The organism is Sphingobium rhizovicinum, from assembly GCF_042647625.1.
GTDB lineage: Bacteria > Pseudomonadota > Alphaproteobacteria > Sphingomonadales > Sphingomonadaceae > Sphingobium > Sphingobium rhizovicinum.
In genome coordinates this window covers 1,394,814-1,416,001 of sequence record NZ_JBHRVU010000004.1, presented here as the reverse complement: position 1 = coordinate 1,416,001, position 21,188 = coordinate 1,394,814, and the positions used below count along the sequence as shown (strand labels likewise).

20 protein-coding genes are annotated in these 21,188 nt (G+C 63.0%); 8 read left to right on the top strand and 12 right to left on the bottom strand.

The annotated features are described in order from the left end of the window. Window positions 1–49 precede the first annotated feature (49 nt). The 3 genes from chrA to ACFOKF_RS08235 all read left to right on the top strand — a co-directional run bounded on the left by chrA (window position 50) and on the right by ACFOKF_RS08235 (window position 3,760). On the top strand, window positions 50–1,276 hold the full coding sequence (gene chrA / locus ACFOKF_RS08245; protein ID WP_380794854.1) for a chromate efflux transporter: 1,227 nt from the start codon (window positions 50–52) through the stop codon (window positions 1,274–1,276). A 157-nt stretch (window positions 1,277–1,433) separates the two neighbouring features. Then, entirely contained in the window at window positions 1,434–2,894 is a 1,461-nt protein-coding gene (gene purF / locus ACFOKF_RS08240) for an amidophosphoribosyltransferase (protein ID WP_380794851.1), read from the top strand. 155 nt (window positions 2,895–3,049) lie between these two features. Next, window positions 3,050–3,760: an SDR family NAD(P)-dependent oxidoreductase gene (locus tag ACFOKF_RS08235; protein WP_380794848.1), complete on the top strand. Its 711-nt coding sequence runs from the start codon at window positions 3,050–3,052 to the stop codon at window positions 3,758–3,760. A gap of 3 nt (window positions 3,761–3,763) precedes the next feature. On the opposite strand, the gene ACFOKF_RS08230 is transcribed toward ACFOKF_RS08235, so the two are convergent. Both ACFOKF_RS08230 and ACFOKF_RS08225 read right to left on the bottom strand, forming a co-directional pair. Then, a complete protein-coding gene (locus ACFOKF_RS08230) occupies window positions 3,764–5,041 on the bottom strand; it encodes a class I SAM-dependent methyltransferase (RefSeq protein WP_380794846.1) in 1,278 nt (425 codons plus the stop codon). A gap of 36 nt (window positions 5,042–5,077) precedes the next feature. After that, window positions 5,078–6,454, bottom strand: a complete 1,377-nt coding sequence (locus ACFOKF_RS08225; RefSeq protein WP_380797716.1) for a cryptochrome/photolyase family protein — start codon at window positions 6,452–6,454, stop codon at window positions 5,078–5,080. Window positions 6,455–6,668: 214 nt separating this feature from the next. Here ACFOKF_RS08225 and ACFOKF_RS08220 point away from each other — a divergent pair, with 214 nt between their 5' ends. The 3 genes from ACFOKF_RS08220 (at window position 6,669) to ACFOKF_RS08210 (ending at window position 9,191) form a co-directional block, all read left to right on the top strand. Further along, on the top strand, window positions 6,669–7,154 hold the full coding sequence (locus ACFOKF_RS08220; protein WP_380794843.1) for an RNA pyrophosphohydrolase: 486 nt from the start codon (window positions 6,669–6,671) through the stop codon (window positions 7,152–7,154). A 54-nt stretch (window positions 7,155–7,208) separates the two neighbouring features. Then, window positions 7,209–8,117, top strand: coding sequence for a DUF481 domain-containing protein (locus ACFOKF_RS08215; RefSeq protein ID WP_380794841.1), 909 nt, complete (start codon window positions 7,209–7,211; stop codon window positions 8,115–8,117). 69 nt (window positions 8,118–8,186) lie between these two features. Next, a complete protein-coding gene (locus ACFOKF_RS08210; protein WP_380794839.1) occupies window positions 8,187–9,191 on the top strand; it encodes a cytochrome-c peroxidase in 1,005 nt (334 codons plus the stop codon). Window positions 9,192–9,361: 170 nt separating this feature from the next. On the opposite strand, the gene ettA is transcribed toward ACFOKF_RS08210, so the two are convergent. Continuing rightward, window positions 9,362–11,047: an energy-dependent translational throttle protein EttA gene (gene ettA / locus ACFOKF_RS08205; protein ID WP_380794836.1), complete on the bottom strand. Its 1,686-nt coding sequence runs from the start codon at window positions 11,045–11,047 to the stop codon at window positions 9,362–9,364. Between the two features lie 103 nt (window positions 11,048–11,150). On the opposite strand from ettA, the gene ACFOKF_RS08200 reads away from it, so the two are divergent. Both ACFOKF_RS08200 and ACFOKF_RS08195 read left to right on the top strand, forming a co-directional pair. After that, window positions 11,151–12,524: a M20/M25/M40 family metallo-hydrolase gene (locus ACFOKF_RS08200; protein ID WP_380794834.1), complete on the top strand. Its 1,374-nt coding sequence runs from the start codon at window positions 11,151–11,153 to the stop codon at window positions 12,522–12,524. 157 nt (window positions 12,525–12,681) lie between these two features. Next, on the top strand, window positions 12,682–12,894 hold the full coding sequence (locus ACFOKF_RS08195; RefSeq protein ID WP_007705538.1) for a hypothetical protein: 213 nt from the start codon (window positions 12,682–12,684) through the stop codon (window positions 12,892–12,894). Between the two features lie 120 nt (window positions 12,895–13,014). On the opposite strand, the gene speD is transcribed toward ACFOKF_RS08195, so the two are convergent. The 9 genes from speD to ACFOKF_RS08150 all read right to left on the bottom strand — a co-directional run bounded on the left by speD (window position 13,015) and on the right by ACFOKF_RS08150 (window position 21,176). Continuing rightward, window positions 13,015–13,389 (bottom strand): adenosylmethionine decarboxylase, encoded by a 375-nt coding sequence (gene speD / locus ACFOKF_RS08190; protein WP_380794831.1) that lies wholly within the window; start codon window positions 13,387–13,389, stop codon window positions 13,015–13,017. Beyond that, complete coding sequence (locus ACFOKF_RS08185) at window positions 13,386–14,981, bottom strand: flavin monoamine oxidase family protein (RefSeq protein WP_380794829.1); 1,596 nt, start codon at window positions 14,979–14,981, stop codon at window positions 13,386–13,388. Before ACFOKF_RS08185 ends, speD begins: the two co-directional genes overlap by 4 nt. Continuing rightward, window positions 14,971–16,509 (bottom strand): polyamine aminopropyltransferase, encoded by a 1,539-nt coding sequence (locus ACFOKF_RS08180; RefSeq protein WP_380794826.1) that lies wholly within the window; start codon window positions 16,507–16,509, stop codon window positions 14,971–14,973. Before ACFOKF_RS08180 ends, ACFOKF_RS08185 begins: the two co-directional genes overlap by 11 nt. Continuing rightward, complete coding sequence (locus ACFOKF_RS08175) at window positions 16,502–16,714, bottom strand: DUF350 domain-containing protein (protein ID WP_380794824.1); 213 nt, start codon at window positions 16,712–16,714, stop codon at window positions 16,502–16,504. The genes ACFOKF_RS08180 and ACFOKF_RS08175 overlap by 8 nt, the downstream gene beginning before the upstream one ends. Window positions 16,715–16,723: 9 nt before the next feature. Then, on the bottom strand, window positions 16,724–16,870 hold the full coding sequence (locus tag ACFOKF_RS08170) for a hypothetical protein (RefSeq protein WP_380794821.1): 147 nt from the start codon (window positions 16,868–16,870) through the stop codon (window positions 16,724–16,726). Beyond that, a complete protein-coding gene (locus tag ACFOKF_RS08165) occupies window positions 16,867–18,147 on the bottom strand; it encodes a DUF4178 domain-containing protein (protein WP_380794819.1) in 1,281 nt (426 codons plus the stop codon). The genes ACFOKF_RS08170 and ACFOKF_RS08165 overlap by 4 nt, the downstream gene beginning before the upstream one ends. A gap of 52 nt (window positions 18,148–18,199) precedes the next feature. Beyond that, on the bottom strand, window positions 18,200–18,871 hold the full coding sequence (locus ACFOKF_RS08160; RefSeq protein ID WP_380794816.1) for a DUF4178 domain-containing protein: 672 nt from the start codon (window positions 18,869–18,871) through the stop codon (window positions 18,200–18,202). Window positions 18,872–18,878: 7 nt separating this feature from the next. Further along, window positions 18,879–19,880, bottom strand: a complete 1,002-nt coding sequence (locus tag ACFOKF_RS08155) for an SPFH domain-containing protein (RefSeq protein ID WP_380794815.1) — start codon at window positions 19,878–19,880, stop codon at window positions 18,879–18,881. 120 nt (window positions 19,881–20,000) lie between these two features. Further along, window positions 20,001–21,176: a glycosyltransferase family 4 protein gene (locus ACFOKF_RS08150; RefSeq protein ID WP_380794812.1), complete on the bottom strand. Its 1,176-nt coding sequence runs from the start codon at window positions 21,174–21,176 to the stop codon at window positions 20,001–20,003. Between the last annotated feature and the right edge of the window lie 12 nt (window positions 21,177–21,188).

Below are 21,188 nucleotides of genomic sequence, written 5' to 3'. Positions count from 1 at the left end.
CCCAAGTCCGCTCCATTCGCTGCAATTTGCGGCGCAAAGGGGCGTTGCCATGACTGAAACCACTGCCGAATCCGCCAGGTCCGTTCGCCTGATGCCAAACAGCCCGGTACAGATCAGCCAGATCGGATTGTTCCTCAAATTCCTGCGGTTCGGCGCACTCGCCTTTGGGGGGCCGGTAGCCCAGATCGCCATGTTGCGGCATGCGCTGGTCGAGGAAGAAGGCTGGATAGACCCGAAGCGGTTCAATCGACTGCTCGCCATATTGCAGATACTGCCCGGCCCCGAAGCCCATGAACTATGCGTGCATATGGGCATGATCGCGCGTGGCCGCATCGGCGGCCTGCTGGCCGGGCTGGGCTTTATGTTGCCGGGCTTTGTGCTGATGCTGATCGCTGGCTGGCTCTACACCGGCTGGATCGCGGGCAACGTCCATTTCAGCGGCCTGTTGCTGGGGATACAGATTGTCGTGCTGGCGATCATCCTGCGGGCCGTCACGCGAATCGGCCAGCATATCGTCGAAACCCGGCTGCTGGCCGGCATTGCCATCGTCAGCCTGTCCGCGACGTTGATGGGGGCGCCCTTCTGGGTGCCGCTCGCCGCCGCAGCCCTCGCTCATATGCTGGCGGATCGTCCGTGGCTGGCCATGGCGATCATGCTAGCCCTGACGGCCGCAGCGACCGGCGCGGCGCACATACTGGCGTCCTCTGCGCCGGTTGCATCGACCGCAACTGCGGCGGCGCCGGCGCCCCTGGCGATGTTGTTCATCGCCGGCCTGAAAGGCGGGCTGCTGACATTTGGCGGCGCCTATACCGCCATTCCCTATGTACGGGGCGATACGGTGACACGCGGCTGGATCAGCGATGCGGCCTTTCTGGACGGCATTGCGCTGGCCGGCGTCCTTCCCGCCCCGCTCGTCATCTTCGCGACCTTCGTCGGCTATGTCGCCGGCGGCCCGGCCGGCGCGCTGGCGATCACCGCCGGCATGTTCCTGCCGGCCTTCGCCTTTTCACTGATCTTCTTCGAACGGCTGGAGGCGGTGGTCGAAAACCCCGCATTGCATCATGCTCTGGCAGGCGTGGCGGCGGCGGTCATTGGCATCATCGCCGCGACATTCGTGGATCTGGCGCAGGCGACCAGCGCAAAGGTCGACCATTTGGCCATCGCCGCCTCGACCTTCCTGCTCGCACTCGCGGCCGCCTGGCGGATCAGGGGGCCATGGGTCACACCTATGCTGGTGGCAACCGGCGGGCTGATCGGCTGGCGCCTTCTGCCCTGATCGCCATCGGGAAAAGGGCGGAAACCCATGGTTTCCGCCCATCCACCGGCTTTTTTGTGACAGGGAGGCGACAAAGCGACCCTAACCGACTATATGCGCGCGGAAAGGCGGCCCATCGGGGCGCGCCAGAGAACGGCAACGGAACCGGTTCGCACCCATGTTTACGACCAACCCCTTCGACGACGACAAGTTGCGCGAGGAATGTGGCATTTTCGGCGTTTCCCGCGGGGAAACGGCGTCGGCCATCGTCGCGCTCGGCCTTCATGCACTGCAACATCGCGGACAGGAAGCGGCAGGCATCACCAGCTGGGACGGGCATGATTTCCATACCCACCGGGCGATGGGCCATGTGGCCGGCAATTTCGACCGCGACGAAGTGATTCGCGGTCTGCCGGGCATGAGCGCATGCGGCCATGTCCGCTATTCCACCACCGGCGAAACATCGCTGCGCAATGTCCAGCCGCTCTATGCAGAGCTGAACTCGGGCGGTTTCGCCGTTGCCCATAATGGCAATATCTCCAACGCGATGAAGGTGCGCCGCGAACTGATTCGCCGCGGCTCCATCTTCCAGTCGACGTCCGACACAGAAGTCATCATTCATCTGGTCGCGACGTCCAGCTACCGGACGCTGCTCGACAAGTTCATTGACGCTTTAAAGCAGATCGAGGGCGCCTATTCGCTGATCGTGATGACGCCCGAAGGCATGATCGCCTGCCGCGATCCGCTGGGCATCCGTCCGCTCGTCATGGGCAAGCTGGGCGACGCGACCATCTTCGCTTCGGAAACCGTGGCGTTCGACGTTGTCGGCGCCGACTATGTCCGTTCGATCGATCCGGGCGAACTGGTGATCGTCACCAATGACGGCGAAATCCGGTCGCACCGCCCGTTCGGCGAAACCCATGCCCGCCCCTGCATCTTCGAGCATGTCTATTTCAGCCGGCCCGATTCGATCATCGACAATTCCAGCGTCTATTCGGTCCGCAAGGCGATCGGCGCGCAACTGGCGATCGAAAATCCGGTCGATGCCGATTATGTGATCCCGGTGCCTGACAGCGGCGTGCCGGCAGCGATCGGCTATGCGCAGGAATCGGGCATCCCGTTCGAACTGGGCATCATCCGGTCCCACTATATCGGCCGGACCTTCATTCAGCCGGGCGACAAGGTTCGCCATCTCGGCGTGAAGCTGAAGCACAACGCCAACCGCGCCCTGATCGAAGGCAAGCGGATCGTGCTGATCGACGATTCGATCGTGCGCGGAACCACCAGCCTCAAGATCGTGCAGATGATGCGCGAAGCAGGCGCGGCCGAAGTGCATATGCGCATCGCCAGTCCGCCGACCAAGCATAGCTGCTTCTATGGCGTCGACACGCCAGAGCGCACCAAGTTGCTGGCGCACAAGCTGGACGTGGGCGGGATGCAGGATTTCATCCATGCCGACAGTCTGGCCTTCATTTCGATCGACGGCCTGTACAAGGCGCTGGGCGAAGCCAAGCGCGCCGATAGCCAGCCGCAATATTGCGATGCCTGCTTCACCGGCGACTATCCCACCAGACTGACCGATCAGGATGATGTGGTGGTGACCAACCAGCTGGAATTGCTGGCCGAACGCGTCGGCTGATCATGAAAGGGCGGCCCGCTGCGGCCGCCCTTACCCTATGGATCATACCGGATTTGCCGCAATGGCGGCCCGGTCCTATGGTCCATGTCCCGCAGGGCTGATCCTGGCCCTTCCCTCCCCAAAACAGGCCCGACAAGCGGGCGAACGGAGCATGGATGTCCGACCTCCCCCTTTCCGGCAAACTCGCGATCGTCACGGGCGCCAGCCGCGGCATCGGCGCAGCGACCGCGCAGGCGCTGGCGGCGACGGGCGCTCATGTCGTCCTGACCGCGCGCACCAGCGGCGGGCTGGAGGAGGTGGAGGAACGCATCCATCAGGCCGGGGGCCATGCCACCATCGCGCCGCTCGACCTGACCGACGGCGACAGCATCGGCCGACTGGCGCAGGCAATTGGCGGCCGCTGGCCGGCGCTCGACATATTGGTGCTCAACGCCGCCACGCTGGGATCGCTGGCTGCGGTACAGGCGATCGACGGCAAGGAATTTGCCCGCGTGCTGGCGCTCAATGTCGGCGCCCCACAGGCGTTGATCGCCGCCTTTGACGGAATGCTGCGCGCCAGCAGCGACGCCCGGATCGTGGCGCTTAGCTCCTCGGTCGCCAGCCCGCGCGCCTATTGGGGCGCCTATGGCGCGTCCAAGGCGGCGCTGGAAACGCTGGTCGGCGCCTATGGCGAAGAAGTGAAGAATATCTCCGCCATCCGCACCCATATCGTCGATCCGGGCGCCACCCGCACCGCTATGCGCGCGCGCGCTTTCCCCGGTGAAGATCCGGCAAGCCTGAAAGGGCCTGAAGTCGTCGCGCAGGCAATCCTGAACCTGGTGATTGGCGACACGCCGACCGGCCACAGAATACGGGTTGAAGGATAGGCGTCAGCCGGGTTTTGCGAGCGTCACCTGCGCCACGTCGATCCCGCCGCCACGAAACCCGCCCTCGCAATACATCAGATAATAACGCCACAAGGCCACGAAATGCTGGTCGAAACTGGCGGGCAACTGGCCATTGTCGATCGCCCGATCGAAGCGTTCGCGCCAGCGGCGCAATGTCTCTGCATAATGAAGACCAAAGCGACGCCCATCGCGCCATTCCAGTCCCTGCGCCTCAGCCAGCGCGCGAAAGCGGCTTTCGGATATGAGCATGCCGCCCGGGAAAATATAGGTCTGGATGAAATCCGCGCCGCGCGCATAAGCGTCAAACAGGGCGTCGTCGATCAGGATATACTGGATCGCCGCCCTGCCGCCTGGCCTGAGAAGGCGATGGATCGCCTCCAGATAAGCCGGCCAGTAACGCCGCCCCACGGCCTCCACCATCTCCACGCTGACGATGGCGTCATAGTGGCCCTGCGCGTCGCGATAGTCGGTGAGCAGTATCTGCGCCCCTGACCCCAGCCGGTCGCGGGCATAATCGGCCTGTTCGGTCGACAGGGTCAGCCCCGTATAGCGGATCGCCGTCCGCTCCATCGCCTGTTCGGCCAGTCCGCCCCAGCCACAGCCAATTTCCAGCAGCCTGTCGCCATCCTGCAAAGCCAGCCGGTCCACAATAGCGTCGGCCTTGCGTCGCTGCCCCAGTTCCAGACTTTCGATCCGACTGTCAGGATCAAGAAATAAGGCACTGGAATAATGCATATTTTGATCCAGCCAAAGGCTGTAAAAATCATTCCCCAGATCATAGTGATAGGCGATGTTGTCGCGCGATCCCGCCCGGCTGTTGCGCCGCGCCCAATGGGCCAGGCGCCCGATCCAGCGCGCTGGACCGCGAGGACGTGCCACTCGCCCCAGCGACACGGCATTGCGCATGAACAGGGCGAAGAGCGGCACCGGATCGGGACTGGACCACAGACCGGCCGCCCAGGCGCGATACCAGCCTGCCGATCCGCCGCTGGCGAGATGGATCAGCGCCCGCCAGTCATGGACTGTCACCACGCACCCCGGCCCATCGGTGCGGCCGCCGAGCAGCCGGCATGTGCCATCCGGCAAACTGGCCTCCAGCATGCCCTGATCCAGCCCAAGGTCGATCCGATCGAGCATCCGATGGAAAATCGGCGCCAGCCAGCGCGACCACCGCCCAGGCGGCCCATCGCTCGACGGTTGCCTGACGGGCGTTGCGGATCGGCCCTTTCGCGGGCTGCGCCGGAGATCGATGGCGTTCATGCTGGCAATCCTGCAACAAGGTGAACGTCGCCGCAATCATCCCTTGATGTGGCGATAGGCGGCCAGCGCCCGTTCCCGCCCTTCGCGATGGCCGACGATCTTAGCGGGATAGGCGCGTGGGCGAGCGTCATGCGCATCGGGATCATGAATTAACGCGTCGGGCAGGTTCGCCAGTTCGGGCACCCATTCGCGAATATAGCCGGCAGCATCGAATTTTTCCGACTGGCTGAGCGGCGCCATGATGCGGGTGAAGAGATTGGCGTCGACCCCACTGCCCGCCACCCACTGCCAGTTGACACTGTTATTGGCGTAATCGGCATCGACCAGCGTATCCCAGAACCAGCGGGCGCCATGCCGCCAGTCGATCAACAGATGCTTGATGAGGAAACTGGCGGCAATCATGCGCACGCGATTATGCATCCAGCCAGTGCCCCAAAGCTGGCGCATCCCGGCGTCAACGATGGGATAGCCGGTGCGCCCCGTCTTCCACGCCGCAAAATCGGCGCCGGCCGTGCGGAGATCGCGCCAGGGCAGCGCGTCAAACGCCGCCCGTGCATTGGCCGATCCATAGGCAGGAAATTCACAGGCCTGTAGATAGGCATAATCACGCCATATCAATTCTTTATGGAATATTGTTGCATCCTGCCCTGAAGATGCGACGCGGTGCCACACATAAGCGGGCGACAGTTCGCCAAAATGCAGATGAGGCGACAGGCGGGATGTGCCCTCGATCGAAGGCAGATTGCGTGCTTCCGGATAGTCGCCCACTTCATCGATGAAATTGGCGACATTATGCCGCGCGCCCGCCTCTCCCGGCGTCCAGTCGCTAGAGAAGCCCTTCGCCCAATCAGGCTGCGTCGGCAACAAGTGCCAATCCTCCAGCCGATCGCTGGCGGGCCAATGATCGGGCGCTCCGATGGCATGCGGTGTCGGATACGGCGGCGTAGGCGGCATATGCTCCATCAAAGCGCGGGCGAAGGGCGTATAGATGCGATAAGGCCCCCCCGTGCCGGTCCGCACCGCGCCGGGCGGCAACAGCAATCCCCCATCATGCAGGCATAGCTCCAGGCGCTTTCCAACCGCCTTCTCGACATTGCGCCACCATGGCTCATAATGATGCAGGGCATGTATCCGCGTCGCGCCAGTCTCGCGGGCGAGCGCCGACAGCACGTCCGCGCTGTCTCCCCGTCGCAAAATCAGCCTTGATCCCTTTGCTTTCAGACTATTATCTAGCGAAACTAGACTGTGATGCAGCCACCAGCGCGAAGCCCCACCCATTTTCCATTGGCGGGGCGCCGCGTCGTCCAGCACATAGACGGGTATGACCGGCCCTTGGGCCGCTGCGGCGGCGACCGCAGCCTGATCGGAAAGGCGAAGGTCCTGACGGAACCAGAGGATGAGCGGATCGGACATGATGCGCCAATGCGCGCTGCCGATCGCGGTTCCAAGCGGCCCTAGGGGCATATTGCGCTCATGCCCCGCTTCATCTCATCGCAAAACACATTCTTGGCGATTCGTCCGATGGACGGGACGCGTCGCCCTGCCTATTCTCCTTTTCGCACCGGCTTCCAGCGCCGAGGATCGACCAGAGGGGTGATGGTCGCCGGGATCTTATGATGGGGACACAATGGCTTCGATGCCGAACGAACAGGAATTGGCATACCGGCCTTGCGTCGGAATCATGCTCGTGAACATGGATGGCAAGGTGTTCGTCGGCCAGCGCCTCGATAATGTCGTGGAAGCATGGCAGATGCCGCAAGGCGGCATTGACGAGGGCGAGGACGCCAAAACCGCCGCTCTGCGCGAATTGCGCGAGGAAACGGGCATTGGCCGTGAACATGTGGAAATCATCGCCAAGGCAAAGGACGAGCATTTTTACGACCTGCCGCCCGAATTGATCGGGAAGCTGTGGGGCGGGAAATATCGCGGCCAGCGCCAATTTTGGTTCCTGGCCCGTTTCATCGGGCAGGATAACGATATCGATATCCAGACCGAGCACCCGGAGTTTCGGGAATGGAAATGGGCTGAGCCGGATATGCTGCCGGACCTGATCGTGCCGTTCAAGCGCAAGCTGTATCGCGACATATTGCAGGAGTTCCGGGCGCTTATCTGAGCGCACGCAATCGTAGGGGGTTAAAATTCCTGGTCATCTCGGTATGACGGGCACATGCGCGCCCGCCTGATCCCAATTTCGCTGCTGATGTTCGCCCTGCCCCTTCCGGCCCATGCGGCCGATGGCGTGCTGTTGCCGCCGGCGGTCCGGGAAATGATGGAGGCCGCGATCGCCAACGGCAATGAAACCGACATTGCGACCGTCGCCAAGATCGCCAAGCAGACCAATCCAGCTTCAGCCGATGAAATCCAGCGCATGGTCAACAGTTGGAAGGAGCGGACCAAGGCAACCCATGACACGGTGATTCGCGAAGCCCGTTTCACCGAATTGTGGACCGGCCGTATTGAGGCCGGCGGCTTTCGCTCAACCGGCTCCACCAGCGAAATCGGCATCAGCGCCGCTGCCACCGCGACTCGTAATGGCATCCAGTGGACGCACAAGCTGACAGCCAGCGCCGATTATCGCCGGGCCAACGGCGTTACATCGCGCGAGCGCTATTTCGGCAGCTATGAGCCCCGTTACGAATTTGATGCGCGCGGCTTTGCCTATGGTCTCGGCCAGTTCGAACGCGACACGTCGATCGGTTATGATGAACGCTACACCGGATCGATCGGCGTGGGTTACAAGCTGATCGTATCCAAGCCGCTGGACCTTTCGGCGGACATCGGACCGTCCATCCGCCATGCCAAATATGTCATCGGCGATCGGGAAACCAAGCTGGGCGTTCGTGGATCGATGGCCATGACCTGGCGCGTGACCCCGACTTTGACCGTCAAGCAGACCGCCGCCGGCTATGCCGAAAGCGAGGTCTATACGCTCAATTCGCTGACGTCGGTCGAAACCAAGGTCAGCACGCGCTGGTCTGCCGCCCTGTCCTACAATGTCCAGTATGAATCCGAGACATTATTGTCGGCCCGGGATTTCGACACGCTCAGCCGCCTGACCCTGACCTACGACTTCTAAGCCCAGCCACCTAGGCTTTGACGTCCGCCTGCGAATTGGGCAGCCTTCATCCGTCGACGGGGTGGAGATATGATGCGCGGTTCAACGATAGCGATGCTGGGCGCCCTGCTGCTGACATCAGTGGTTGGCGCCGCCCGACCGGACTGGCGCTGGCCCACCCTGCCCCCTGGTGTGTCCGCGCCGTCCATGCCAGCGGGGGCCGGAATGACCGCAGCCAAAGTGGCTCTGGGCCGGCGGCTCTTCTACGATCGCGCTCTTTCACGCAACGGCAGCATGGCGTGCGCCGACTGCCATGTTCAGGCTCATGGCTTCAGCGACGGCATGACCACCCATGCAGGCGTGACGGGAGAGATGGGCGTGCGCAACGTGCCGGGCCTTGCCAATGTCGCCTGGCGCACCAGCCTGACGTGGACCGATGCCGGCCTCAGTACGCTGGAGGTGCAGGCCATGGTGCCGATGACCGGAACCAGACCCGTCGAAATGGGGATGGCGGGCGATGATGCCCAACTTGGCGCCCGGCTGGAGGCCGACCCCTGCTATCGCCGCCTGTTCCGCCAGGCCTTTCCCGAATCGAGGGAAGGCGCGACCTATGCCACGGTGACGGCGGCGCTGGGCGCATTCCAGCGCACGATGATCTCTTTTGGCAGCCCGCACGATCGGGGAACGCTGTCCAGCCTTGCGCGCAAAGGCGCGCAGCAATTTGCGGCAGCCGGCTGCGCATCGTGTCACAACGGTCCCGATTTCACCGACGGACAGGTCCATTATGTCGGGACGGGCGCGCCCGGCGAAGCGGATGGCAGCCTATATGGCGGCAAACCGCCTCCACCCGGTTTCGAGCCGCCGCCAGAACGGTTTCGCACCCCGTCATTGCGCAATGTCGCCGTCACCGGCCCCTGGCTGCATGATGGCCAGAGCTCCACCATGGAAGCGGCGATTCGACGTCATGCCGCCGCGCAACTGGTGGATGTCGACATGGCGGCGCTGCTCGCCTTCCTGGCCGCGTTGACGGATCATGATTTCCTGAAAAATGCGGCATTGGGCCCGCCACCGGCCGCCTGCCCGATCGCATCATAACCAGATTGGACCGACCAAAAAAAAGACCGATCCAAAGGGACCGGCCTGAAAGTTTTTAGGAGAGGATGCCTGAAAGGCCCGCTCTCTATGAAATGTTAGCGCCACCATCGCAAGTGCGAAACAGCCGACCCCGATTGCAAAAATTGCAATCGGGGTCGGCCTGACAGAGGTCAGCGCGTCAGCTTCTTATAGGCAAGGCGAGTCGGGCGATCGGCCGCGTCACCCAGGCGGCGGCGCTTATCTTCTTCATAAGCCTCGAAATTGCCTTCAAACCATTCGACATGGCTGTCGCCTTCGAAGGCCAATATGTGGGTGGCCAGACGATCGAGGAAGAAACGGTCGTGGCTGATGACCACGGCGCAACCGGCAAAATTTTCGATCGCTTCTTCCAGCGCGGCCAGCGTTTCAACGTCAAGGTCGTTGGTCGGTTCGTCGAGCAGCAGCACGTTGCCGCCGCGCTTCAGCATCTTGGCGATATGGACGCGGTTGCGCTCACCACCCGACAGCTTGCCGACATTCTTCTGCTGGTCCTGCCCCTTGAAGTTGAAGGCGCCGACATAGGCGCGGGTCGACATGTCGTGACCGTTGACCTTCACATAGTCGAGGCCGTCCGACACTTCTTCCCAGACATTCTTCGAGGAATCGAGATGGTCGCGGCTCTGATCGACAAAGCCCAGACGCACGGTCGAACCAATGTCGATCTCGCCCGAGTCCGGCTTTTCCTGCCCCGTGATCAGCTTGAACAGCGTCGATTTACCCGCACCGTTCGGACCGATGACGCCCACGATGCCGCCCGGCGGCAGCATGAAGGACAGGTCTTCGAACAGCAGCTTGTCGCCGAACGCCTTGGAAATGCCCTTGGCCTCGATCACCTTGCCGCCCAGACGTTCGGGCACCTGAATGACGATCTGCGCCTTGCCGGGCGCGCGATTTTCCTGGGATGCGACCAACTGTTCGAACTTGGCGATACGCGCCTTCGACTTGGCCTGGCGGCCCTTTGGCCCCTGCCTGATCCATTCCAGTTCGTCGTTGATCGCCTTCTGGCGGCCGGTGGCTTCGCGGTCTTCCTGTTCCAGACGCTTGGCCTTCTTCTCCAGATAGGTGGAGTAGTTGCCTTCGTAGGGGAAATATTTCCCGCGATCGAGTTCCAGAATCCAGCCGACGACATTGTCGAGGAAATAGCGGTCGTGGGTGATCATCAGCACCGCGCCCGCATATTCCTTCAAATGATTTTCCAGCCAGGTCACGCTTTCGGCGTCGAGGTGGTTGGTCGGTTCGTCGAGCAGCAGAATGTCGGGCTTCTGGATCAGCAGACGAGTCAGCGCGATGCGGCGCTTTTCACCGCCCGACAGGCTCTCGACGCCCCAGTCGGACGGCGGACAGCGCAGCGCTTCCATCGCAATTTCCAGCTGATTGTCGAGGGTCCAGCCATCGGCGGCGTCGATCTGCTCCTGCAACGTGCCCATTTCCTCCATCAGCGCGTCAAAATCGACGTCTTCCGGCGGATCGGCCATGATCATGCTGATTTCGTTGAAGCGATCCAGCTTGTCCGCCATCTCGCGGGCGCCGTCCTTGACGTTTTCCAGAACCGTCTTGGTCGGGTCGAGTTGCGGCTCCTGCGGCAGATAGCCGACGGTGATATTTTCACCCGGCCACGCTTCACCGCTATAATCGGTGTCGATGCCGGCCATGATCTTCATCAAGGTCGACTTACCCGCGCCGTTCGGACCGACGATGCCGATCTTGGCACCGCGGTAGAATTGCAGGTTGATCTGGTTGAGCACAGGCTTCGCCGCACCGGGGAAGCTCTTCGTCATGCTCTTCATGACATAGGCATATTGCGAGGAAGCGGACATGGGTTCGCGCAGCTCCGAAAAATCAGACGTTGAGAAATCGGGGCGGAGTTAGCCGAGGCGGAAGCCATTGGCAAATGGGTGATCGCTCGCTACGCCTTCACCCATGCAGAAAATCCGATCGGGCACGCTGGCCGCCCTGCTTCTTGGCAGCATCCTATCCCCCGCAATCGCCCAGGCGGCATCCGCCAGCGACACCGCGATTCGCGAGGCGGCGTTGAAGGATGATGTCGCGTGGGACATCACCGAAGGCCTGACGACCGAAGTGGGACCGCGCCCGGCCGGCACGCCACTGGAAGCGCACGCCCGCGACTGGTCGGTCGCCAAACTCAAGACGCTGGGCTTTTCCAATGTTCGCGCGGAACCATACAGCATGCCGGTCTGGCTGCGGGTGCGGGATGAAGTGAGCATCGTCGCGCCTTTCCCGCAGAAGCTGGTCGTCGCCGCGCTCGGCAACAGTGGGTCGACGCCGGAGGCCGGCATTGAAGGGGAGATCGTCTATTTCCCGACCATCGCCGACCTTCAGGCCGCGCCCGACGCCAGCGTGAAGGGCAAGATCGTCTTTGTCAGCCATGACATGGTCGCTGCGCAGGATGGTTCTGGCTATGGCTATTATGGCGCCGCGCGCCGGCAAGGCCCCAGCATCGCCGCCAGGAAAGGCGCGATCGGCATATTGGTGAAGTCGATCGGCACCGATCATCATCGCATCGCCCATACCGGCGTGCAGATGTGGGCCGATGGCGTGACGCCCATACCGGCCGTGGCGCTGAGCGTTCCCGATGCGGAGCAACTCGCCCGCGTGGCTGCGCGCGGCAAGCCGGTGCGGGTGCATCTGACCGCCGTGTCAAAGACGCTGAAGGATCAGCCATCGGGCAACGTCATCGCCGAAATCCCAGGCAGCGACCCCAAGGCAGGGGTCATCGTCGCCGCCTGCCACCTCGACAGCTGGGATCAGGGCACCGGCGCGATCGACGATGCTTCGGGCTGCGGCATCGTGGCCGCCGCCGCGCTTCAGGTCGCGAAAGCCGGCACCCCGCGTCGCACCATCCGTGTTCTCTTCGCAGGTGCGGAGGAAGTCGGCGGCGATGGCGGACGCGCCTATTTCGCTGCGCATGGCAAGGAAGCCCATGCATTGGTGATGGAATCGGATTTTGGCGCAGACAAGGTGTGGCGGGTCGATTTCACGCTGCCCGCCGGGCAGGAGGCGCTGGGCGGGCGGATCGGCGCGGCGCTGGCCCCGCTCGGCATCGTGCCCAGCCGCGACAAGGCGCATGGCGGTTCGGACATCGGACCGCTTGTGGAAGCTGGTGTTCCGGTGATCGACCTGCAACAGGATGGTACCCGCTATTTCGACATCCACCACACGCCCGACGATACGCTGGACAAGATCGATCCGGCCCAGTTGCGCCAGAATGTCGCCGCCTGGGCAGTGACGCTGAACCTTGCCGCCAACGCCCCGGAAACATTAGGCGTTAACTGAACTTTTATTGTAGACAACATCCCGTCGCGTGATTCCGTCGTTTCACCGGCGCAGAAAAGCATTGATTTGTGCAACGCACACGTTAATGCGGGTCGCTCGCGTAGGGTCACATTTGTAACGTGCCAGACGCGGCATAATGCTATGGGAGCCGTACACAATGAAGAAGATCGCTGTTGTTTTCGCTTCGGCCAGCCTGATGGCCCTCGCCGCTTGCGGTGAGAAGCCGGCCAACGAAACCGCGAACGCTTCGAACGCCGTCGTCGAAAACGTTGTCGAAAACGCCGCCAACGCTGCTGACAACGCCGCGAACGCCGCCAACGAAGCTGCTAACGCCGCCAACGTTGCCGAGAACGCCGCGAACGCGAAGTAATCTTCGCTCAGGCGAGATTTTCCGAAGGGCGGGCCGCATCCTTGCGGTCCGCCCTTTTCGCGTTCCGGCCATGTCGAATCACCGCCCTTTGCCGGCAGACGCCACGGGCGCAGCGATCCATCACTCTATCGGCGGACCGGACAGATCGCCCCTTCGGATCATATTTCGGCTGATCCTGGCAGGCGCAAGATGCCGCACCAGCGCCTGCAACGCCGCGTCGGGATCGTGCCGCGCGCCGCACAGGAAAATGTCGACCGCTGCATAGCCATGTTCAGGCCAGCTATGGATCGACATGTGGGATTCGGCCAGCAGCGCCACGCCGGTAACGCCCTGTCCTTCGCCAAAATGATGCAAATGCAGGCCGATCACCGTCGCGCCCGCCTGCTCCGCCGCATCGCGCAAAGCCGTCTCCACCAACGCCACATCGTCCAGCACGGGGCAGTCATAAAGATCCGCCAGCAGATGGCGGCCATCATAGGTCATGGGCGGTTTCACAGCAAAGTCTCGTGCGCGTGGCCAAGCGACGACAGCGCCGCTTCGGCTGCGGCCATGCCCTGATAATGGGCTTCCTCGAACAGTGACAGTCCACTAAGGTCCGAATGGGCGCGGAAGATAGGCGCGCGGATCGCGGCGCGCTGGGCCGGGGCGACCTGCCAGAGGAAGCCGGGTGTCGGGCGTATCATGGCATGGCCCCATTTCCACAGGTCGATCGAACGGATCGCGCCATCCAGATCGGGGTTCATGCCGATCAGATCATCGCGCACCAGCCGCCGCCAGTCCGCATCCGATCGCTCGATCAGCACGCGGCGGGCGTTGGCGGGCGACATATCGGACAAGGCCATATACCAGGTCAGGACCGTCGGCCCTTCGCGCGATGCGCTCTGGTGGGTGGCGACAACATAGCCAAGCGAGGCGCTACTGGCAGAAACATTGTCCCAGGCAAGCGCGCTCCCCTTCCCCGCTGGCGCGCGATCTACGGTCACATTGGCGATCAGCCAGGGGGCATAGCTATAAGCGGCGTCCGGCGTCTCCCCCAGAAGACGGCTGGCAATGAAATGCGGCATGGCAAGAATGACGGCATCGGCCCGATAGCGGACACTCTGGCCGGTTCCCGTATCGAAGACATCGGCGGTCGCGCCATGCTGATCCCGCCTGACGCGAAAGGCCGCCTGCCCGGTCGTGACGCGTTGCCCCAGACGGTCGGCCATCAGCCGGGTCAGGCGCGCATTGCCTTCGGGCCAGGTCAGTTCATTGTCGCCCGCGCCGTCCGCCGTGAAACCGCGCCGGCTGGCGAAATAATGGATACCTGCCCAGGCTGACACCTCCGCCGGCTCGGTGCCATAATCGTCACGACAGGCATAGCGGGCATGGGCGCGCAGCACCGGCGAAGTCCATCCCCGATCGTCCAGCCATTGCGCGAAGCTGATCCGGTCGAGCGCCAACAGATCCGCATCCTGCGCGCTATAGGCGATGGGTATGGCGAAGGCCGGCCGCCCCTTCGCGTCGTGGCGACGGGAGAAATCGGCCATGGCCCGGTCGAAGGCGGCAAGATCGCCCCTGTCCTTCGCAGACAGGCCGGTTTTGGGCACCAGCCCCTCCTGCCATTTGCCCTGCCAGAGCAATCGCTCCTGCAAATCGGCGCAGAGTTGCAGCGGATCATAGAGCGGCTTGCCATCCCGGTCGCCCACAATCATGCCGAACTGGCGCAGCATGTGGCGCAGACCACGCGCTTCCTGATTGGGGATGGGGAGATAATGGGCGCCCAGCGGATAGGCTGACACAGCATTGCGTCCGCTGCGCGCATTACCGCCCGGCTGACTTTCGAGTTCGATCAGGCGGAAATCATCATAGCCCGCCTCGCGCAGACGCCATCCGGCAGACAGGCCAGCCACGCCGCCGCCCACGATCAGGACCGGCGCATGCTCCTCCCGCATCGGCTCGGGAAATCCGCCATCGCGCAGCCGATGGCCAAGCGCCATGTCCGCGCCACCGCTGCTGCCCGGCATCGGGGTTTCACAGCCGGGCAAAGCCATCGCCGTCGCTGCCGCCACGCCGCCCTTCAGCACGGCGCGCCTGTCAGCCTTCATAGCGCGCCCATTCTTCGGCAAAACTGCGCACCAGCGCCTGATTGTCGAGCCGGTTCACCGGCGTGGGGCGGCGCGCCATGTCCGGGGGAAAGATCAGAGCCTGCCGCGCCGTCGCATCCGACAGGAAGCGGTTGCCCGGCAGCAGCCGCGTTGCCGTTCCCGGATCGGTCAGCCCGGCAAGGATGAAGCCCCATTCGCCGAAGCTCGGCACATAGACATGATAAGGACGTGTGTGAAAGCCAGCCGCCTCCAGCGTCTGCGCCACTGTCCAGAAGGCGGCAGGCGCAACCAGCGGCGACGTGCTCTGGATCACCGCCATGCCGCCAGGGGCCAGATGCGGAAGCAGCATCCGATAGAAAGTTTCGGTGTAGAGTTTACCGACCGAGAAATCGACCGGATCGGGGAAGTCGACAATGATCACATCGAACCGCGCCTTCGTTTCACGCACCCAGCGAAAGGCGTCGGCATTGACCACATGCATGCGCCGGTCCGTCAGCGCGCCAGCGTTCAGCGACCGCAGCAGCCCAGTCTGGCTGAACAGACGGGTCATCGCCGGGTCGAGATCGACCAGAGTGACGCTGCGCACCTGCGGATGGCGGAAGACTTCGCGGGCGGCGAGGCCATCACCGCCGCCCAAAATCAGCACATGTTCAGGCCGCGCCACCCGCCCCATCGCCGGATGGACCAGCGCTTCATGATAGCGATATTCGTCGCGTGAGGAGAATTGCAGATTGCCGTTGAGATAGAGGCGGATGTCATCGTCATGCCGGGTCAGGACCAGTCGCTGATAGGGGCTGGACGTCGCATAGATCACACGCTCCCCATAGGCGGCGATTTCCGACCAGCGCTGGATGCGGTCGGCCAGCAGGAAGCCGGCGATCAGACTGGTCATGACAAGCAGCGCAAGGATTCGCTCCCGCATCAGGCTGGCGCGCGCAGGAACAAGCAACAGCAGGAGCAGCGCGACCCCGACATTGAGCAGGCCGAACATCAGGCCGGTGCGGATGAGGCCCAGATGCGGCACCAGCAGCAGCGGAAACAGCAAGGATGCGGCCAAGGCGCCGACATAATCGAAGGTTAGAACATTGGACACCGTCTCGCTGAGATCGAAACGATCGCGCAAAATCCGCATCAGCAGCGGGATTTCCAGCCCGACAAGGAAGCCGATGACGAAGACGAGGCCATAGAGGATCGGCCGGAACTGCTCCACCAGCGGGAAGAGCAGGAACAGCCCCGCCGCAGACCAGCCGCCCAGCAGCGCAACCAGTATCTCTACCCGGATGAACAGGCGCAGTTCGTCGCGCTTCACATAGCGCGAGCACCAGCTGCCCACCCCCATGGCGAACAGATAGGTGCCGATGATCGTGGAAAATTGCGTGACGCTGTCGCCCAGCAAATAGCTGGCGATGGTCCCGGCGAGCAGTTCATAGATCAGGCCGCAGGTGGCAACCGCGAACACACTGGCCAGTAGCAAACCGACCAGCGCGGTGCGCCTGCGCTCGGTCGATGGCAATGGGGTGTCAGCCATGAATGGCGGCGGCAACGATGATCCCGATCGCAATGGCGATGGCGCCTGCAAATTGCGCGACGGCGACATTCTGCTTGTCGCGTATCTCCTCCCACAACTTACCCGGCGTCAACAAATCGAGAATGACGAAGCCGACGACGAAGACGACAATGCCGACCCCGGCATAGACGAGCGAATTGAGCAATGTCGGAACCGAGATGAGCATGAGCGTCTCCTATTTGTGCGTAGGGCCATAGGCGCGATAGGCGCCGGCGGTGCGCCCGCCATCGGCGAAAGGGGAATAGCCCTGCGCTGCGGCGGCGAGATAGAGGGCCAGCACGCCAAGGCACCAGAGCGCATAGAGGAAGCTGCTGCGACTCATGGCGTCTGCATCCCCTGCAACCAGTCATCAGCATCGGCGGCCGCCCCGTCCTTCTGCGCCAGCCGGGCATTTTCGAACAGAATGTGCAGCACCAGCATCAACAGCGGTGGAACCAATATCATGAATACCGCCAGCCAGAAATTGGATGCAAAGCGCGCGCCGCGCGCCACGGTCAGGCTGAGTTCGACCGGGGGCAGCCCCTCTGTCCGGTAAGTGCCGCTCGCCGCGTCATAGGCCCAACTGCCCGAACTGCCCCAATGATGCGCCTGAGCCTCCACCACAAGATCATAGGTGCCAGCGGGCAAGCTGGCGACCTTCAACGTCTGCGATCGCGATCCTTCCGACCAGTAGCCGTCGGAATCCTGCCCGGAATATTGTTCGTTGATCGCATAGGCGTCATAGCTGTCCTGGGTCTTGCGATCGACGAAGGAGATGTCGATGTCGACCCAGCCCTGCTCTATCGCTGGCGTCAGGGCGTCCACCGTCATCGCCTGTCGGCCCAGCGGCAGGACGATCGGGCCAAAGGTCTGCGATACCGCCGGACCATCTGGCGTCACCGTCAGGCTGAAGCCTTGCGGCTGCATCGTCCGGCCAAACAGGCCCGCCAGCACCATCAGCGCGACAAAGGCCAACGCCGCGATCGGCCACCATCCCTTGATCCGCCGGGCATAGGGCGACGGCTGGTGCGCCAGCGGCGTCATGCCCGGCAGCCAGACCGGCAGCGGCGCAACGTCAAAGGCGCTCCTGATCTCGCGCGCGGTCAGCAATTCGCTGATCGTCCAGTTCTTCTCCCGCTCGTCCTGTTCCAGACTGAGCATATAGCCGGGGCGAACATAGTCGCTGGCGCGCACTTCCTCGCCCACCTTTACCCGCCAGTAAAATTCGCCGACGACCCGCGTTACCCGCGCGGTATTGCCGCTGTAGAAGGCGGCGAAACGGCGGCCGCCAAGGATCATGTCGCCGCCATCACGCTGGGGCGTGGCAGTCAGCATTTCGCCCAGGCTCCACTGGCCATTTTGCGCGATCAGCCAGCGATAACCGGCATAGGGGTTGAACAACAGATATTCTTCCCAGGCCGCCCAGCCATCCGACCGTTGCAGCCAGCCGATGGCCTCCCACTCCACCCCGCGCAAAGTGCCACGCGTGCCAAGCGGGATGGCCAGCGACGCCTGCACTTCGTGATAGCGAGTGATGATCCGCGCATCGGCATGGGTCGCATCGATCAGCGTGCCGCAATATTCGCAAGCGAGCGTCACCGTATAACCGGCCGCGCGCATAGCAATCGTCCCGCCACAGGCCGGGCAAGACAGGGTACGGACGCTGCTATTTTCAGGCGACATGGGGATGCAGGCTCCAACCCGGCAGCGAACGCAGATTGCGCGGTTGCAGCGACGCCAGCGTCACATAATGGCCGACATAGAGCGAAGGACCATGCCGATCCTTCTGGAAGGAGGCGCAGCGCCCGTCGCGATTGCGGAAATCGACGCTCAGCGCCTGCCATCCGGCCGGCGCAGTAAAGGGCAGCTCCCCTTCACACCCCAGACACTGGGCGGTGCGCACATCCGCCACTTCATAGGGTTGGCCCGCAATATTGCCGCTTTCTCCCAGCTTGACCGGCGTGCCGTTCATCAGCCGGCGGATCACCTGCGCCAGCGACCCGCTCAATTCGACCTCGCGCAGCGCCATGAACTGGCCCATCGCTTCGCCAAGCCAGCCATGGCTGCCATCGGCCATCAACATCAGCCATTCATTCCACGCGCCATCGTCCCAGCCCCAGCGAACCCGTCCGATGATCTGGAATGGCTGGTCGAAACAATGGCCTTCGGTGCCGATCTGGACCGGGCTGACGTCAAAGGGCAGAACCGCCGCTTCGCCCATTCCCTGCGCGCTCTGGCTGTAACGGACGATCAGCGTGCGACAATAGTCGCACACCCGGACGGGCAGCGCCGGCGAACGGAAGACGACTTCCGCGCCACAGCTTGGGCAGGCGACCGACTGCATGTTGGCCTTAGCGGATACGGCTCAGCAATTCCGCCTTCTTGGCGTCAAATTCCGCTTGGGTCAGCGCGCCCATTTCCATCAACCTGTGCAGTTTTTCGATCAGGGCGAATGGATCTTCGGCAGGGGTTGCCGGCGCACCTGCCGTGCCGCCGCCAGATCCGCCCAGCGCGCCCGCCATCGCCTGCCCAATGGCAAGGCCCGCCGCCGCGCCCGCGCCAACGCCCGCAACGCCGCCGGACTGCGCCGCCGCCGTCTCGATCGCTTCGGCCGCCTGAAATTTGGCATAGCGGTCGAGATCGCCCAGCACGCGCATGGAACTGGCCTTGTCGAGGTGTTTCTGCACTTCCTCAGGCAGCGACAGGCTTTCGACAAAGAAACTTTCGACCGACAGCCCCCATTGCGCGAAAGCCGGGGCAACAGCGGTCTTCAGCGCATCGGACAGCGCGCTCTGGCTGGCGGCCAGGTCAAGGAAGGGCGTACCGCCGCCCGCAACGCCGGTGGCGAGCGCGGTCTGGATCGCCGCGCGCAGTTGCGGCTCCAAATCCGCCACCCGCACTTCGCCCAGCGTCCCCATGATGCGCGAGGCGAAGGGGGCGACCTCCCTGATGCGGAAACTGTAGCTGCCAAAAGCCCGGACACGCAGCGGCCCCAGTTCGGGATCGCGCAGCGTCACCGGCTGCGCCGTTCCCCATTTGAGGCCGATCTGCTCTTTTTCGGAAAAGAAATAGACGTCGGACTTGAAGGGCGATTTGAAGCCCTTGTCCCAGTTCATGATCGCCGTCAGCAATGGCAGGGTCGACGTGTCGAGCGTGTAGAGACCCGGCCCGAACATGTCGGCGATCCGTCCTTCATTAAAGAAGGCCGCGACTTGCCCCTCCCGCACCGTCAACTGCGCGCCATTCTGGATTTCCCGGTCGGCGAGCGGCACGCGCCAGCCCAGTTGGCCCGGTTCTTCCACCCAGTCGATGACATCGACAAACTGCTTCGACAGAAAATCCAATATACCCATGTCGCTCCCCTGCGCAGATGGCCAGTCTATAGGGTCGGGTTTGCCGGACAAGGGAAATTGCACTTGCATTTTCCGGCCATCCGCACCGGAACGACCAGAATTGATCGACCCATCAGCGCTTCAAGCAGACATATCCGCTTCTGCGTCGGCAATACGGGCCGCGTTGCCAGCCCGCGCATCCGCTATGGCCCGCTCCGCCACATCCCCCCAACTGCGCCAGTTGAGCCGTTCCTCATAAGCGCGGCGCGCATCCCGGCAGACGGCCTGATAGCGTTCCGGGTCATCCCACAGAGCCAGGATACGGTCGGCATAATCCTCGGGCGTCGCCTGCATGGGAAACAGCAATCCGGTGCGGCCATCTTCCACGATGGTTTCAACCCCGCCTGTCATCTTGGCGATCACAGGACGGCCAAAGGCCGCGGCTTCGCAATAGACGATGCCATAAGCTTCCTGCCGACTGGGCATGATGAAGAAATGGGATTGCCGGTACAGATCGACAAAGCGCTGATAATCAGCCGCGTTGGTCTTGTTGAGCTGGCCATGGATGGTGACGCCGGCAATGCCTTCAGCCGCCTTGGGACGCGCGCCTACGATATGCAGTTCGACATCGGGGCGACGCAGGCGCAGGGCGCGCCATATATCAAGGATCAACGGGCCGCCCTTGCGTTCCCAGGCATAGCCGATGAACAGCAGCGACAGGGGGCGATCGACGGGCGCCGGGGAGAAACCCGGATCATCATCCAGATTGGCCCCCATCGGCGCAACCTCGACCTGCTCGGAAGGCAGGCCATAACGATGGATCGCTTCGTCCGCCGCCCAGCGGGATCCCAGCAGGATGCGATCCGTCCGCTCCAGCAGGCGCCGCTGCAATTCTTCTCCCTGCGTCTTCGATCGGTCGGACATGCGCAGATATTTGTCATAATAGTTGATGATCGTGCCGTGCAGTGCATCCGCGGCATAGACGAAGGGCCACTTCGGATCGATCAGGGCCAGCTTGTGCGCGGCAGCCATGCCCACCACCACATCGGGTTGCAGCCGTTCCAGTTCCGCATTGATGACGGCCCGGTAATAGCGCGATACGATCCAGTGCCGCCGCACGATCGCCCCGAACCGCTCCGCCACCGCCAGTCGCTCCACCAGCTTGTCGGCGCCCGGCGTGTCAATGACATGGGTGTCGGGGAACCGGCGCTGCAATTCACGCAGGCTGTACCAGGGGATACCGCTCCAGGATTTGCGGGCCAGCGGCGTAGAGAGGGAGATATAGGCGATGCGCACGAAACTAAGCCGTTCCCTCAATCATATAGGCTG